At 72.0% G+C, this 15,085-nt stretch carries 15 protein-coding genes; 11 read left to right on the plus strand and 4 right to left on the minus strand.

Annotated features, from left to right (window positions below; all coding sequences use genetic code 11):
* Nucleotides 1-59 precede the first annotated feature (59 nt).
* Nucleotides 60-980: an N-acetyl-1-D-myo-inositol-2-amino-2-deoxy-alpha-D-glucopyranoside deacetylase gene (gene mshB / locus ABD194_RS12720; protein ID WP_343991856.1), complete on the plus strand. Its 921-nt coding sequence runs from the start codon at nucleotides 60-62 to the stop codon at nucleotides 978-980.
* A gap of 115 nt (nucleotides 981-1,095) precedes the next feature.
* Entirely contained in the window at nucleotides 1,096-2,823 is a 1,728-nt protein-coding gene (locus ABD194_RS12725) for a VanW family protein (RefSeq protein WP_343991858.1), read from the plus strand.
* A gap of 7 nt (nucleotides 2,824-2,830) precedes the next feature.
* Here the strand turns inward: ABD194_RS12725 and ABD194_RS12730 are convergent, their stop codons facing one another.
* A complete protein-coding gene (locus tag ABD194_RS12730) occupies nucleotides 2,831-3,961 on the minus strand; it encodes a GNAT family N-acetyltransferase (RefSeq protein WP_343991860.1) in 1,131 nt (376 codons plus the stop codon).
* Between the two features lie 64 nt (nucleotides 3,962-4,025).
* Here ABD194_RS12730 and fdxA point away from each other — a divergent pair, with 64 nt between their 5' ends.
* The 3 genes from fdxA (at nucleotide 4,026) to ABD194_RS12745 (ending at nucleotide 6,889) form a co-directional block, all read left to right on the plus strand.
* Nucleotides 4,026-4,352, plus strand: coding sequence for a ferredoxin (gene fdxA, locus ABD194_RS12735; RefSeq protein ID WP_020143133.1), 327 nt, complete (start codon nucleotides 4,026-4,028; stop codon nucleotides 4,350-4,352).
* Nucleotides 4,349-5,464 carry a succinyldiaminopimelate transaminase gene (gene dapC, locus ABD194_RS12740; protein WP_343991866.1) on the plus strand — a complete coding sequence of 372 codons (1,116 nt, stop codon included), beginning with the start codon at nucleotides 4,349-4,351 and terminating at the stop codon, nucleotides 5,462-5,464. Before fdxA ends, dapC begins: the two co-directional genes overlap by 4 nt.
* A gap of 144 nt (nucleotides 5,465-5,608) precedes the next feature.
* Complete coding sequence (locus ABD194_RS12745) at nucleotides 5,609-6,889, plus strand: citrate synthase (protein ID WP_343991868.1); 1,281 nt, start codon at nucleotides 5,609-5,611, stop codon at nucleotides 6,887-6,889.
* A 102-nt stretch (nucleotides 6,890-6,991) separates the two neighbouring features.
* Here the strand turns inward: ABD194_RS12745 and ABD194_RS12750 are convergent, their stop codons facing one another.
* Together ABD194_RS12750 and dapD are read right to left on the minus strand one after the other, a co-directional pair.
* On the minus strand, nucleotides 6,992-7,864 hold the full coding sequence (locus tag ABD194_RS12750; RefSeq protein WP_343991870.1) for a hypothetical protein: 873 nt from the start codon (nucleotides 7,862-7,864) through the stop codon (nucleotides 6,992-6,994).
* A gap of 53 nt (nucleotides 7,865-7,917) precedes the next feature.
* The gene (dapD, locus tag ABD194_RS12755; RefSeq protein ID WP_343991872.1) at nucleotides 7,918-8,850 is read right to left on the minus strand and encodes a 2,3,4,5-tetrahydropyridine-2,6-dicarboxylate N-succinyltransferase; all 933 of its coding nucleotides are present in this window, start codon (nucleotides 8,848-8,850) and stop codon (nucleotides 7,918-7,920) included.
* A gap of 104 nt (nucleotides 8,851-8,954) precedes the next feature.
* Between dapD and dapE the strand changes: the two genes are divergently transcribed.
* The 5 genes from dapE to ABD194_RS12780 all read left to right on the plus strand — a co-directional run bounded on the left by dapE (nucleotide 8,955) and on the right by ABD194_RS12780 (nucleotide 13,811).
* Nucleotides 8,955-10,157, plus strand: a complete 1,203-nt coding sequence (gene dapE, locus ABD194_RS12760; RefSeq protein ID WP_343991874.1) for a succinyl-diaminopimelate desuccinylase — start codon at nucleotides 8,955-8,957, stop codon at nucleotides 10,155-10,157.
* A 22-nt stretch (nucleotides 10,158-10,179) separates the two neighbouring features.
* Nucleotides 10,180-10,956: an LOG family protein gene (locus tag ABD194_RS12765; RefSeq protein ID WP_425579985.1), complete on the plus strand. Its 777-nt coding sequence runs from the start codon at nucleotides 10,180-10,182 to the stop codon at nucleotides 10,954-10,956.
* On the plus strand, nucleotides 10,953-11,255 hold the full coding sequence (locus ABD194_RS12770) for a hypothetical protein (protein ID WP_343991876.1): 303 nt from the start codon (nucleotides 10,953-10,955) through the stop codon (nucleotides 11,253-11,255). Before ABD194_RS12765 ends, ABD194_RS12770 begins: the two co-directional genes overlap by 4 nt.
* On the plus strand, nucleotides 11,248-12,462 hold the full coding sequence (locus ABD194_RS12775) for a hypothetical protein (RefSeq protein ID WP_343991879.1): 1,215 nt from the start codon (nucleotides 11,248-11,250) through the stop codon (nucleotides 12,460-12,462). Before ABD194_RS12770 ends, ABD194_RS12775 begins: the two co-directional genes overlap by 8 nt.
* A 269-nt stretch (nucleotides 12,463-12,731) precedes the next feature.
* Nucleotides 12,732-13,811 carry a GNAT family N-acetyltransferase gene (locus ABD194_RS12780; protein ID WP_343991881.1) on the plus strand — a complete coding sequence of 360 codons (1,080 nt, stop codon included), beginning with the start codon at nucleotides 12,732-12,734 and terminating at the stop codon, nucleotides 13,809-13,811.
* 98 nt (nucleotides 13,812-13,909) lie between these two features.
* Here the strand turns inward: ABD194_RS12780 and ABD194_RS12785 are convergent, their stop codons facing one another.
* A complete protein-coding gene (locus ABD194_RS12785) occupies nucleotides 13,910-14,722 on the minus strand; it encodes an enoyl-CoA hydratase/isomerase family protein (protein WP_343991883.1) in 813 nt (270 codons plus the stop codon).
* Between the two features lie 152 nt (nucleotides 14,723-14,874).
* On the opposite strand from ABD194_RS12785, the gene ABD194_RS12790 reads away from it, so the two are divergent.
* Nucleotides 14,875-15,048, plus strand: coding sequence for a DUF3117 domain-containing protein (locus ABD194_RS12790; protein WP_076262632.1), 174 nt, complete (start codon nucleotides 14,875-14,877; stop codon nucleotides 15,046-15,048).
* The last annotated feature ends 37 nt before the right edge of the window (nucleotides 15,049-15,085 follow it).

Consider the following 15,085-nt stretch of genomic DNA (forward strand, 5'->3'; position numbering starts at 1 on the left):
TGCCGACGCCCAGTGCGTCGAGCCGACTGCGCTGACCTCCCCGACCCGAGAGGACCCTCGTGCCGAGCCTGCTCTTCGTGCACGCCCACCCCGACGACGAGACCCTGACCTGCGGCATCGCGATGGCCCACCACGTGGCCCGCGGCGACGAGGTCCACGTCCTCACCTGCACGCTGGGTGAGGAGGGCGAGGTCATCCCGCCCGGTCTGGCGCACCTCGAGGGCGACCCCGCCGACCGGCTCGCGCCCTTCCGGCACGGTGAGCTGACCCAGGCCCTGTCGCGCATCGGCGCCGTCATGCACGTGCTGGGGGCCGACCCGGCCTGCGGACGGCTCTCGCGCTACCGGGACTCGGGCATGGCGGGATCTCCGGCAGCGGCCCGACCCGAGGCATTCGCCGCCGCCGAGCTCGACGAGGTGGGCGCCCTCGTCGCCGACGTGGTGCGTCGGCTGCGGCCCGACGTCGTCGTCACCTACGACGAGCACGGCGGCTACGGGCACCCCGACCACATCCAGACCCACCGGGCCACACGCCGGGCCCTGCAGCTGCTCGAGGAGCCGGAGCTGCCGCGCCGCACCTACGAGATCCTCACGCCGCGCGGCTGGGCGCGCGAGGACCGGGCGTGGCTCCGGGCCGCGGACCCGGCGCTGCTCGACCCGAGCCGGTGGTGGGACGAGCAGGACCTCGGCGACGGCTCGCCCGAGGCGCCGACCCTGGTCGTCCCTGCAGACGGAGACCCGTTCCCGCCCTCCGTCGTCGACGACCACCTCGTGACCCACGTGGTCGCGGACGAGGCCGCCCGGGCCGTCCAGAACGACGCGCTGCGTGCGCACGCCACGCAGGTCATCGTCGCCAGCGAGGAGGTCCACGCCCTCTCGAACCTCGTGGCCGCGCGGACCACCGCTCGCGAGGGCTTCCGCCAGGTCGACCCCCGGACGTGGCAGCCGACCGGCAGGCGGGGGAGGGAGCTGCTCGACTGACCGGGGCCGGCGCGCGGCTCGGGCGACACCCGGCCTCCGACGGTGGCCGCCTCTGCGGATTCGGCCCCCCGAGCCGTTACCTTCGTGCCATCTGCACCCCCGCACGGAGAGCCGCATGTCCGACGACTGGCACGACGACCCACGCCGCGAACGGCGCTCGACCGCCCTGCGCCTGCTCGTGGCGGTCGTGGTCCTCGGCGGTGGGTATGCCGGACTGTGCGCCTGGTCGGCGCAGCACGCGCCCGCCACGGTGTCGATCGGCGGCATCCAGGTCGGCGGCATGACCCCCGAAGCGGCGCGATCGGCGATCACGCGGGGGTCCCACTCGCTGCTGGCCACGCCCATCGCGCTCACCGTGCCGGGGCGGCCCGATACGGTCCAGGTCGTCCCCCAGGACGCGGGCCTGGGCGTGGACCTGGACCGTTCGCTCGACGGGCTCGTCGGCTTCACGCTCGACCCGAGGGTCATCTGGGGCAAGCTCACCGGGACGGTCCGGGCGCCGCTGCTGACGAGGGCGGACGACGACGCGCTGACGGCCTACCTGGAGCGGCTGGCCCCGGGCCTGGCGGTCGCGCCCGTCGAGGGTCGGGTCTCCTTCCCGGGCGGCTCCCTGTCGGTCGACCTGCCCGAGCCGGGGCACACCCTCGACATCGCCGGCACCAAGCTGGCGCTGCGCAGGGCGTTCCCCGACTCGACCTCGGCCACGGCCGCACTGCGCGAGACGCAGCCCCGCATCGACGCCGACACCGTCCAGCGGGTCGCTGCGCAGTTCGGCAGCACCGCGATGTCCCGGCCCCTCACCCTCGTGTCCGGAGCGACGAAGGTCCTGCTCCCACCGGCCGACTACGCCCCGCTGGTCTCAGTCGTCCCGGACCCGTCCGGTGGGCTCGTCCCCCACTTCGACGAGCGGGGTCTCGCGCGGCTGGTCGCCGGCAGGGTCAAGGTGTCGACACGGGCGGCGAGCAGCGCCGGCTGGGTCTTCGAGCCGAACAACGGCAAGCCCAAGCTCGTGCCCTCGGTCGACGGCCTGGTCATCGACGAGGACGCCCTCGCCAAGCGCGTGGTGGCCGCCATCTCCAGCGACGACCGCACCGTCGACACGAGGCCGTCCGTGGCGCAGCCACCCTTCACCACGGCGGACGCGCAGAAGGCAGGCGTCACCACCCTCGTCGCCGACTTCCGCTCGCCGTTCCCGACGAACGACCCGACCCGGACCAAGAACCTCGTCGTCGCGACTAGCCGCCTCAACGGCACCTACGTGCCGCCGGGAGGGACCTTCAGCCTCAACGGCATCCTCGGCGAGCGCACCGAGGACAAGGGGTATGCCGACGGCACCGTCATCATCGACGGGCGCCTCACTCGGGGGACCGGCGGCGGGATCAGCCAGGTGTCCACCGTGGTCTACAACGTCGCGTACTTCGCGGGGGCGCGCTTCCTGGAGTTCAGCCCGCACGCCTTCTTCATCCCGCGCTACCCCGAGGGCCGCGAGGCCACGGTCTACTGGCCGTCGATCGACAACAAATGGAAGAACGACACCCCGCACGGGATGCTGCTGCAGACCTGGGTCGAGGGCGGCTTCGTCCACGGGCGGGTGTGGAGCACCAAGACCTGGGACATCGCCTCGGTCAAGGGTCCGCGGCGAAATGTCTTGCCGCCCAAGACGATTCGCAGCAACAGTCTGAAGTGCTACCCACAGCAGCCCAACCCCGGCTTCGACGTGACGGTGACCCGCGAGTGGCGTCGTCCCGGCTCACCGGAGCTGGTCCGGAGCGAGCCGGTGACCACGCACTACGTCCCGGAGGACCACATCGTCTGCACCAACCCGAAGGCGACGCCGCCGTGAGCGCCCGTCAGGAGACCGGGCGCACCAGGTAGGTGTACTCGTGGTGCACCGTGAAGCCGAGGCCCTCCCAGAAGGCCACGCCCTCGGCGTTGTCGGCGGAGACCTGCAGGTAGATGGCGGGCATGTTGTTCTCCCGCGCGACCATCGCGACCGCTGACACGAGAGTCGAGCCCAGACCTTCGTGACGGTGGTCCGGGTGGACCCAGAGGCCGAAGACGCCCGCCCACCCGGGGTGGATCGCCATGCGGGCCAGCGCGGTGATCCGGCGGCTGCCGGGATCGCGGACCGAGAGGAACAGCTGTCCCTCGCTACCGGTCAGCACGGCCTCGGTCGCGCCCGGGACGATCGAGCGCTGCTCGCCGTAGGCCATCAGCCACTCGAGCTGCAGCTCGGCGTCCGCCGTGACGGGGACCGACTCCTGCGTGAGCGGTGCCACCGCGGCCGACAGTCCGGTCATGACGAGCACCCGCTCCCACTGCGGCCGGCCGCCGCCCGGGGTGTAGCCGCGGTCGAGCAGGACGGCGGCGGTGGGATCCGAGGAGATCTCGAACCCGGGCTGCCCGTGGACCTGGAACATCGGCGGGAGCCCGCGCTCGGCATACCACCGCTCGACGAAGTCGATCGCCTTGTCCAGCGGCAGGCTCGGGTCGCCGACGACCAGGGCGGAGTTGGCCCGACCGGTGAACCCTTCCGAGGCCCGCAGCACCCAGTCGCCGAGGCCGCCGCGGTCGAGGGCTTGCCAGCCCCCGGCCATGAGCTTCTCGAGGTCGTCGGCCGAGACCCGCTCGTGCGCCCGGCCCGGGCGGCTCGCGGGGGGAGGGACGTCCTTGGCCGCGATGACGTCGGCCCGGATGAGCTTCACCCGCTCGCTCCTGGTGTCGACGACCAGGAAGTCGTCGTTGCGGGCGACGAGCTCGCCCAGGAAGTCGGTGGCGGAGGCCCCGGCGCCCTCGAGCCGGTAGCGCACGACGACACGGCCGCCGACGGTGAGCCCGGCGCTGGCACGGTGGCCCTCGGTGTCCTGGGCGCCGGCGGCGCCACCGCCCGAGGGGGCGCCGGGGCGGCTCTCCCCGGCGGCCTGCGGGGTGCCCGTCGAGGCGGTCTCGTCCGCGGGGCCGTGCGTGGGATCGCCAGTCATGTCCGGCATACTAGGTGGTGCAGCATCCGCTCCCGAACGGTCCACAGCAGGAGGCCCGCTACCCATGACCTACGTCATCGCCCAGCCATGCGTCGACCTGAAGGACCGTGCCTGCATCGAGGAGTGTCCGGTCGACTGCATCTACGAGGGCAAGCGGTCGCTCTACATCCACCCCGACGAGTGCGTCGACTGTGGCGCCTGCGAGCCGGTCTGCCCGGTCGAGGCGATCTACTACGAGGACGACGTCCCCGAGCAGTGGGCGGACTACTACAACGCCAACGTCGAGTTCTTCAACGACCTCGGCAGCCCCGGCGGCGCCGCCAAGCTCGGTGTCATCGACAAGGACCACCCGCTCATCGAGGCACTGCCGCCTCAGGAACACGACGAGTGATCACCCCGCTCGACCTTCCTGACTTCCCCTGGGACTCGCTCGCGCCCTACAAGGCGCGAGCGGTCGCGCATCCGGAGGGCATCGTCGACCTGTCGGTCGGCACCCCCGTCGACCCGACGCCCGAGGTCGTACGCCGTGCGCTGGCCGAGGCGGCCGACGCCCCCGGCTACCCGCTGACCGTCGGCACCGCCGACCTGCGCGCCGCGATCTGCGAGTGGTTCGAGCGCCGTCGCGGCGTGCCGGGGCTCGGCCTCGACGCCGTCCTGCCGACGATCGGCAGCAAGGAGCTGGTCGCCTGGCTGCCGACGCTGCTCGGCCTCGGTGCCGGCGACGTGGTGGGCATCCCGGCTGTCGCCTACCCGACCTACGACATCGGTGCGCGCATCGCCGGCGCCGGCAGCGTGGTGGCCCAGTCGCTGACCAGCCTCGGCCCGCTGACGGCCGCCACCACCCCGAAGCTGTTGTGGGTCAACAGTCCCGGCAACCCCAACGGCCAGGTGCTCGGCGTCGAGCACCTACGCAAGGTCGTGTCCTGGGCGCGCCAGCACGGCGTCGTCGTGGCCAGCGACGAGTGCTACGCCGAGCTCGACTGGCGCGAGGGACAGGTCGGCACGTCGACGCCGAGCATCCTGCACCCCGACGTCTGCGACGGCTCGCACGAGGGCCTGCTGGCCGTCTACTCGCTGTCCAAGCAGTCCAACCTCGCCGGCTACCGCGCCGCCTTCGTCGCCGGTGACCCGGCGCTCGTCGCGGCCGTCCTCGCGGTGCGCAAGCACGCCGGGATGATCATGCCGACCCCGGTCCAGCACGCCATGGCGGTGGCCCTTCGGGACGACGCGCACGTCGAGACGCAGCGGACGGCATACGCCCGCAGGCGAGAGCAGCTGCTCGCGGCGGTGACGCGAGCGGGTCTGCGTGTCGAGCACTCCGAGGCCGGCCTCTACCTGTGGGCCACCGGCGGGGAGGACTGCTGGACAACGGTGTCCGAGCTCGCCGACCGCGGCATCCTCGTCGCCCCGGGCTCGTTCTACGGCGCGGCGGGGCAGCGCCACGTGCGCATCGCGCTCACCGCCACCGACGAGCGCATCGCGGCCGCCTGCTCCCGTCTCTGACGCGCGGGGAGGGGCGACGAAATCTGCCCCGTCGTCCCGGCTGCGGTGAAAGGGCCTGTTTCGACCCCGGACTGACGCTGGGGTAACGTCGCTCGCGGATATGTCCGGCGCCGGTTGCGCCGGAGCTACAGGAGGCGAGGAACAGTGACGAAGGCAGTGGACGCGACACTCAGGGTCGCAGACAAGGAACTCACCTTCCCGGGTGTCGGTGCGGTCGAGGGCAATGACGGGCTCGGGGTGGGGTCCCTGCTGAAGGAGACCGGCCTCGTCACCTACGACGTCGGCTTCGTCAACACCGCCTCGTGCAAGAGCGCCATCACCTACATCGACGGTGACCAGGGCATCCTGCGCTACCGCGGCTACCCGATCGCCGAGCTGGCGGAGAAGTCGACGTTCGTCGAGGTCGCCTACCTGCTCATCTACGGCGAGCTGCCGACCCCCGAGGAGCTCACGCGCTTCGAGGACTCCATCCGGCGGCACACGATGCTGCACGAGGACCTCCGCGCGTTCTTCAACGGCTTCCCGCGCGACGCCCACCCGATGCCGGTGCTCAGCTCGGCCGTCTCGGCGCTCGGCACCTTCTACCAGGACAGCCTCGACCCCTTCGACCAGGAGCAGGTCGAGATCTCGACCGTCCGCCTCCTCGCGAAGCTGCCGACCATCGCGGCCATGGCGCACAAGAAGAGCGTCGGCCAGCCGTACATGTACCCCGACAACTCGCTGTCGTTCGTCGAGAACTTCCTGCGCATGACGTTCGGCTACCCGGTCGAGCCCTACGAGGTCGACCCGACCGTCGCCAAGGCCCTCGACCTGCTCTTCATCCTGCACGCGGACCACGAGCAGAACTGCTCCACCTCCACGGTGCGCCTCGTCGGCTCGGCCCACGCCAACCTGTTCAACTCGGTGTCCGCCGGCATCCACGCCCTGTCCGGCCCGCTGCACGGTGGCGCCAACCAGGCCGTCCTCGAGATGCTGGGCAAGCTCCACGAGTCGGGCGACGACCCGAAGAAGTTCATGGAGAAGGTCAAGAACAAGGAGGATGGTGTCCGCCTCATGGGCTTCGGGCACCGCGTCTACAAGAACTACGACCCGCGCGCGGCGATCATCAAGAAGGCCGCCGACGACATCCTCGAGAAGCTCGGCCACAACGACCCGCTGCTCGAGATCGCCAAGGGACTCGAGGAGATCGCGCTGGCCGACGACTACTTCGTCGAGCGCAAGCTCTACCCGAACGTCGACTTCTACACCGGCCTGATCTACAAGGCCATGGGCTTCGAGTCGAAGATGTTCACCGTCCTCTTCGCCATCGGCCGCCTGCCGGGCTGGATCGCCCAGTGGCGCGAGATGATGCACGACCCGGAGACGAAGATCGGCCGCCCGCGCCAGATCTACACCGGCGAGCCGGAGCGCAGCTACCCCGCCTGACGCCGGCCTCGACAACGTCGCGAGTCACGTCGCCTCGGCCCGTCCCGCATCGCGGGGCGGGCCGTTCGCGCGTCCGGGCCGCGTGGGCGTATGCCGTCCCGCTCAGCCGAGGTTGACGGTGACCGTCGTGCCGTCGCGCCCGGACGACCAGCCCTGGTCTCCGGACGCGCGCTGCCAGGCCCGGTCGCCGACCGTGACCTTGGTGGCGCCGTAGAGGTCGGCACGCGCCACGGACCACTGCGCCACCGCCCAGGCCGCGGTCGTGGACGGGGCCGTCACGGTGAGGAAGCCGTCCCCGGAGCGGACGGTGCTCACGCCCATCTGCTCGGCCAGCTCGCGGGCGACCCGCTGCGGTGTCGCGGCGCCCTTCACGGCGTCGAGCCGGCAGGTGAGTCCGGCGGGGGAGTGCCCGGTGAGCGTCGAGGCCAGCACCCGGCCCTGTCCCTCGTGGTCGCGGTAGGCCTCGGGGTAGCCGCTCTTCTGGACCTGCTGGGCGATCTTGGTGATGTCGGCGGTCGCGTAGCCCGGGTACCTCGTCAGCGCGTCGTAGAACGCGTTGGTCGCGTGGACGGGGTCGAGGATCTGCTGCTCGGTGCCCCAGCCCTGGCTCGGCCGCTGCTGGAAGAGTCCCAGCGAGTCACGGTCGCCGAAGCGCAGGTTGCGGATCTTGGACTCCTGGAAGGCGGTCGTCAGGGCGATCGTGGCCGCGCGGGGCGGCATGTTGCGCTTGACCGACAGGGCCGCGATGAGGGCGGCGTTGGCCGTCTGCTCCGGGTCGAAGGTCTCCTTCATGCCGGCCGCGGAGATCGTGCACTGCGGGCTGACGACGCTCCGGACGAGCAGGCGCGCCCCGAACCAGCCCCCGGTCACGACGACCGCGAGCACGAGCAGGAGGGCCAGCCTGCGACGTCGACGACGCACGGCCACTCGCTGTCGCGAGCGGGCAGCCGCTGTGCCGGGGCGGTTGGTGGGCATGAGGTCCTTCGGGGTCGCCGGCTCTGGTCTGAACCGGGTCGGGGCCGGGTCGGTCAGTCGTTCGCGTGGAGCGCGTCGTTGAGGGTGATACCCGTCCCCTTGCGGTCGCGGGCCTCGACGGCACCGGTGACGCTGTTGCGGAGGAACAGGACGTTGCTGGAGCCCGAGAGCTCCCTGGCCTTGACCACGGAGCCGTCGGGGAGCGTCACCTTGGTCCCCGCCGTCACGTAGAGCCCGGCCTCGACGACGCAGTCGTCGCCGAGAGCGATGCCGATCCCGCCGTTGGCTCCGACGAGACAACGTTCGCCGATGCGGACGCGTTCCGTGCCGCCGCCCGAGAGGGTGCCCATGATGGAGGCACCGGCGCCGATGTCCGAACCGTCACCGACGACGACCCCCTGCACGATGCGGCCCTCGACCATGGAGGTGCCGAGCGTGCCGGCGTTGAAGTTGCAGAAGCCCTCGTGCATCACGGTGGTGCCGGGGGAGAGGTGTGCGCCCAGACGGACGCGGTCGGCGTCGGCGATGCGGACGCCCTGGGGCACGACGAAGTCGGTCATCCTCGGGAACTTGTCGACCCCGTGGACCGAGACGTGCTGGCCGGAGGTGCGCAGGCGCAGCCGCGTCTGCTCGAAGCCCTCGACCGGGCAGGCACCCAGGCTCGTCCACACGATGTTGGGCAGGACGCCGAAGATGCCGTCGAGGTTGATGGTGTTCGGGGCCGCGAGGCAGTGCGAGAGCAGGTGCAGGCGCAGGTAGGCGTCGGGTGCGTCGGCGGGGGCGGCGTCGAGGTCGACCTCGACGAGGCGCACCTCGGTGCGGACCCGGCGCACGGTGTCCTGGCCGGCGAGCGAGGCGAGGCCCGTGGGGGCGGTCGCGTCAGCCGGCGGCGTGCCGAGAGCGGGCTGTGGGAACCACGTGTCGAGCACCTGCCCGTCGTCGCTGATCGTCGTCAGTCCGTGTCCCCATGCGCTGCGCTCCGACATGGCGGCAAGGATATGGGGCAGCGGTGACCGCCGTGAAACGCGACCCACGGCCCGGACGGTGCCGGGCCGCCCTGCCGTGGCGGCCTGCGGCTAGCCTTCCCCGTATGCCGTCCAGCCCGCAGTCCGCCCAGCCCTCCGCCTCCGCAGGTGGCACCTTCGCACCTGGCACCGCCGCACCTGGCACCACTGCGGGCGGCACCACTGCGGCCGGCACCGCCGTCGGGGGGAGCCCTGACTCCACCGGCTCGGCCCTCGACCTCTCGCAGGACGTCACGACGCTGACGGCGGCCATCTGCGACATCGAGTCGGTCAGCCACGACGAGGCCCGGCTCGCCGACGCGATCGAGGCGGCCCTGCGACCGCTCGAGCACCTGGAGGTCACGCGAGACGGCAACACCGTCGTCGCGCGCACCTCGCTCGGGCGCGCCGAGAGGATCGTGCTGGCCGGCCACATCGACACCGTGCCGCTCACGACCGTGCCCAACCTGCCCACGCGGCAGGTCAACGGCGAGCTGTGGGGGCGTGGCACCGTCGACATGAAGGGCGGGGTGGCGGTCATGCTCCGCGTCGCCGCGGAGCTGAGGGAGCCGAGCCGCGACCTGACCTTCCTCTTCTACGAGTGCGAGGAGATCGAGGCGACCCACAACGGGCTGGCCCGCATCGCCGAGACCGCGCCGCACCTGCTGGAGGGCGACTTCGCCGTGCTGCTCGAGCCGACCAACCGCGGGATCGAGGGTGGCTGCAAGGGCACCCTGCGCGTCGAGATCGTCACCAAGGGCATCGCGGCGCACTCCGCCCGGCCGTGGAAGGGGCACAACGCGATCCACGACGCGGCCGCCGTGCTCTCCCGCCTCACGGCCTACGAGGCTGAGACCGTCGCCGTCGACGGGCTCGACTACCACGAGGCGCTCCAGGCGGTGGGCATCAGCGGCGGCATCGCCGGCAACGTCGTGCCCGACTCGTGCACCGTCACGGTCAACTACCGCTACGCGCCCGACAAGAACACCGAGGAGGCGTTCGCCCACGTGCGCCAGGTCTTCGACGGGTTCGACGTCTCGCGCACCGATGCCGCCGACGGCGCGCGACCCGGCCTGCACCTGCCGGCGGCCCGGGCCTTCATCGACGCGCTCGGTGTCCCGGTCAACGCCAAGGAGGGGTGGACCGACGTCGCCCGCTTCTCGGCCCTCGGCATCCCGGCCGTCAACTTCGGGCCGGGCGACCCGAACCTGGCGCACATGGACGACGAGCGCTGCCCGGTCGAGCAGTACGTCGACGCGGAGGCCGCGCTGCTGCGCTGGCTCGCCTGACCACTGCGCATAAGGTGGCGCTGTGACGACCGACCCACAGCCCGCACCCGTCACCCCGGTGGCTCCTCGCGGGAAGCGTCGCCAGACCGGCCCGGTGACCCTGCGTGGCCACAACGTGCCGTCGACGACGACCGACCAGCGCCTGCTCGAGGGGCGTCAGCCCAACGAGTGGCTGCACGCCGACCCCTGGCGCGTCATGCGCATCCAGTCGGAGTTCGTCGAGGGCTTCGGCACGCTGTCCGAGCTCGGGCCCGCGGCCGCCGTGTTCGGCTCGGCGCGCACGCTCCCCGACGACCCGGCATACGCGACGGGGGTGGAGGTGGGGCGGCTGCTCGCGGAGGCGGGCTACGCCGTGATCACCGGCGGCGGACCCGGCGCCATGGAAGCGGCCAACAAGGGTGCCTTCCAGGCGGGCGGCACCTCGGTGGGGCTCGGCATCGAGCTGCCGTTCGAGACGGGCCTCAACGAGTACGTCGACCTCGGCATCAACTTCCGCTACTTCTTCGCCCGCAAGGTGATGTTCCTCAAGTACTCCCGTGGCTTCATCGTGCTGCCGGGCGGCTTCGGCACGCTCGACGAGCTCTTCGAGGCCGTCACGCTGGCCCAGACGCAGAAGGTCACCCAGTTCCCCGTCGTGCTGATGGGGGTCGCGTACTGGCAGGGCCTGCTCGACTGGCTGCGTGACACCGTGCTCGAGGACGGGATGATCAGCCCCTCCGACCTCGACCGGCTCGTCCTCACCGACGACCCGAACGAGGCCGTCCGGGTGATCCGCACCTACGAGGAGAACCACTCGTGAAGTGGTTCATCCTCCTCGTGGGGATCGTCGTGCTCTGCTTCCTGGTGGCGCTGGTGCTGGGGCTCGCCGGCGGCGGGATGGGTCGTCCCACCTCCAGCCTGAGCCACGAGCCGCTGCCGGACGAGCCGATCCGGGACAGCGACTTCGACGACCTCGTCTTCGACGTCGGCCTGCGCGGCTACCGGATGAGCCAGGTCGACGGTGTCGTCGACCGCCTCAGGCGCGAGCTGCGCCAGAAGGACGAGGAGATCGCCGTCCTCCGCGGCGAGCAGTCGCCCGGCCAACCCCCCCATGAGTGAGCTGCCCACCCTTCGTCCTCGGCGCGTCTTCCTCGCCTGGGTCCTCGCGGTCTACGCGCTGACCCGGGTCGTCTCCACGACGATCCTGCTCGTCGTCATGCAGCACCAGGTGCCGAGTGGCATGACCGGCGGCGACGACGTGCCCGTCAGCTACTTCCCGTTCACGGCGCTCTGGGACGGGCAGTGGTACCAGACCATCGCCGAGCACGGCTATCCCACCACCCTGCCCCGGAGCGAGGGCGGCTCCGTCCAGCAGAACGCCTGGGCGTTCTACCCCCTCTTCCCGATGCTGAGCCGCGTCGGCATGGCCCTGACGGGCCTGCACTTCCCGGCGGTCGGCTCCACGATCGCCCTGCTCTGCGGCGCCGGGGCCGCGGTGCTGATGGGCCTGCTGCTGCGCGAGCGCATCGGGGACCCCGCGGCCTACCTCGTCGTCGCGCTCTGGGCCGGCTTTCCCGCCTCCGTCACCCTGCAGCTGGCCTACACCGAGTCGCTCGCCATGCTCCTGCTCGTGGGTTACCTCTACGCCCTCGCCAGGGAGCGGTGGCTGGTCGCGACCGTCGTGGCGCTGCTGGTGGGACTCTCGCGGCCGATCGCCGTCCCGCTCGCGGTCGTCACCCTCGTCGTCGTCGTGGTGCGCTGGCGTCGGCGCCGGGCCCGACCCATTCCCGGGCGGACGTATGCCGCCATGGCCGGCGCGCTCGTCGGCTGCGGTGTCGCGGGGCTGCTGTGGCCTGCGATCGCCTGGTGGCGCACCGGGGTGCGGTCGGCCTACACCGACACCATGGCGACCTGGCGCTCGTCCGGCACGGTGGAGCCGTTCAAGCCGTGGGCGGGCATGTCGACCTACGTCTTCGGCGACACCTGGGGACCCGTGATGCTCTTCGTCATGCCGCTGCTGCTCGTCGCGGTCGTGGCCGGTCCGTGGGCGCACAACCTGCGGGCCGACCTGCGCACCTGGACGCTGGCCTACCCGGCCTACCTGGCCGCAGTGCTGGACCCGTTCACCAGCATCTTCCGCTACCTCCTGCCGCTCTTCCCCGTCCTGGTCGTGATGCTCGGGGCCGGGTGGAAGGACCGCCGCGGCAACGGCTGGAGGCGGCTGCTGTGGCGGTTCGTGCCGCTCGCGGTGCTCTGTGTGGTGGGGGAGTACTACTGGACCGACATCCTGTGGCGGTTCATCCCCCCGAGCGACTACCCGCCGTGACCCCTGTGCGCCGCGGCCGCCGCCTCGACCCGCTGTGCTTCGGGTTGTCGGACGGCGTGATCTCCTCGGCAGCGGGACGCGCGCCGACTGCCGCGGAATCAACCCGCCGACGGCGCTGCCTCCAGTGTGGCCATGGTCCAGCGCGATTCGCCGAGGAGGGGGCGATCTACCGCGGAACCGGCCGGCCCCCGCCGCCTCCGGAGTGCAGCTGCGCACCTCATCGGCCCGATGGGGCACCCGCGGCCCGCGATGCTGGCAGGGTGGTCGGCGTGACTGCACACAGGGCGACGCCGACGACCCGCGCGGCGGGGAGCGGGTACGAGGTGACCGTGCCGGCGCCGCGCCCCGAGTGGCGCAAGGCCTTCGCCGCCGACCCGCTCGCGCAGGCGTTCCACTCCCCGGAATGGGTGGACGGCGTCTGCGCGGCGGGCGGCTTCACCGACGTCAGCCGGCTCTACCGGGCCCCGGACGGCCGGCAGCTCGTGCTGCCCCTGGTCCGCAGGCGCCTCGGGCTGGTCCAGGCGTCGCTGCCGCCGAGCTGGGGCATCGGCGGGGTGCTCAGTGCCGATGACGTCCGCCCTGAAGACCTCGTGGCCATCTGGGCCGACCTGCGCCGGCAACGCGGGGTGCTGCGCACCTCCGTCCGGCCCAGCGTCCGCAGCGTGCCGACGTGGGCGGCCGCCGACCTGCCGGGCGCCAAGGTCCGGACGGGGACGTGCCACGTGCTAGACCTCGAGGGCGGCTTCGATACCGTCTGGCGCACGCGGTTCACCGGGACGGCACGCACCGCGGTGCGCAAGGCCGAGAAGTCCGGCGTCGTCGTCGAGCGGGACACCACCGGCGCGCGGTTGCCCGAGTACTTCACGCTGCTCGAGAGCTCCGTCGAGCGGTGGGCCGCCCAGCAGCACGAGCCGCTGCTGCTCTCCCGCTGGCGCGCCCGGCAGCGCGATCCGCTGCACAAGCTGCAGGCTCTCGCCGCCGCCGTCCCCGGGAGCTTCTCGCTGTACCTCGCGATGTGGGAGGGGCGGGCCGTCGCCGGCGACATCGTCTACTCCGGGACCAACGCCCGGTACACGAACGGCGCGATGATCAAGGAGCTGGCCGGCCCGGTCCGGGCGAACTTCCTGGTGCACCGCACCGCGATCGAGGACGCCTGCGCCGCCGGCAGCACCCACTTCGACTTCGGCGAGTCCGGCGACTCCCCGGGGCTGGCGCAGTACAAGTCGAGGTTCGGGGCGCAGCCGCTCCCCTCGCGGGTCCTGCTCATGGAGCGACTGCCGATCACCGAGACCGACCGGGCGCTGCGTGGCGTGGTGAAGCGGGCGATCGGCTTCCGGGACGCGGGCTGACGTGGCGTAGGGACGACTGCGCGGACGGGGCGCGTGGCCGCCGTGCCGGTGCCGGTTCGGACCGCGCGAGGCACCCGGCTGCACGTCGGGGTGCGTCGTCAGGAGCCGGTGTAGGTGGGCTTCTCCTTGGCCAGGAACGCGTCCACGGCGGCCCGGTGGTCGCTGCTGTGACCGGTCAGCTCCATCAGCTTGGCCTCGTTGGCGAGGGCATCGGCGAGGTCGGTGCCGGCGGAGTGCGCCACGGCGCGGCGGATGGAGCCGTAGGCGAGGGTCGGCCCGTCGGCGAGGGAGCGCGCCAGCTCGGTCACGGCGGCCTCCAGCTCGTCGGCGGGCACGACCCCGGTCACGAGCCCCATCGCCAGGGCCTCCTGCGCCGACACGGTGCGCGGCATCATCAGCAGCTCCTTCGCCCGTGCCGGGCCGACCAGCCGGGGGAGCGTCCACGACGCACCCGAGTCGCAGGACAGGGCGATGCCCGCGAAGGAGGTGTTGAGCCCGGCCTGCTCCGACGCCAGCCGGAAGTCGCACGCCAGCGCGAAGCTCATCCCCGCGCCCGCGGCCACTCCGTTGAGGGCCGCGACGACGGGCTTGTTCATCGTCGAGAGCGCCAGGACGATCCGGTTGTAGTGGTCCGTGACCGTCGTGGCCAGCGTCGAGGTGGGGTCACCGAGGCTGCGCACGTGCTCCTTGAGGTCCTGGCCGACGCAGAACGCCCGGCCGGTGCCGGTCAGCACGACGCAGCGCACCGCAGGGTCCTCGCCTACCTCGCCGAGGGCCGCGACGAGGGCGTCCTTGAGGGCGTTGTCGAGGCTGTTCATCGCCTCGGGCCGGTTGAGCCGCAGCCAGGCGATGCCATCGGCCACCTCGACGACCAGTGGAGCGGAAGGGGGCGAGTCGGGGGTCTGCGTCATGGGCGCCACTCTGTCCCAACCGGCCCCGATCCGGAAGCGTGGCGGCCCCGCGACGCGCCCACCGTGCGCTCCGTCACACGCCCAATTAGGTCTCGCAAACCAGACACGGAATAATGGAGCCAAAGACCCAGGATTCCTAGGGAAGGGGAACCATGGCAGCAATGAAGCCGAGGACCGGCGATGGCCCGCTCGAGGTCGTCAAGGAGGGCCGCGGCATCGTGCTGCGCATGCCTCTCGAGGGCGGCGGCCGGCTCGTCGTCGAGATGACTCCGGACGAGGCTGCGGCCCTGCGCGACGCGATCCAGGGATGCGACGGCGTCAGCTGACTCTTCTGCCTGACCCAGGCCCGACGGCCCCCGACCT

This window comes from Terrabacter terrae (assembly GCF_039529575.1).
Lineage (GTDB): Bacteria > Actinomycetota > Actinomycetes > Actinomycetales > Dermatophilaceae > Terrabacter > Terrabacter terrae.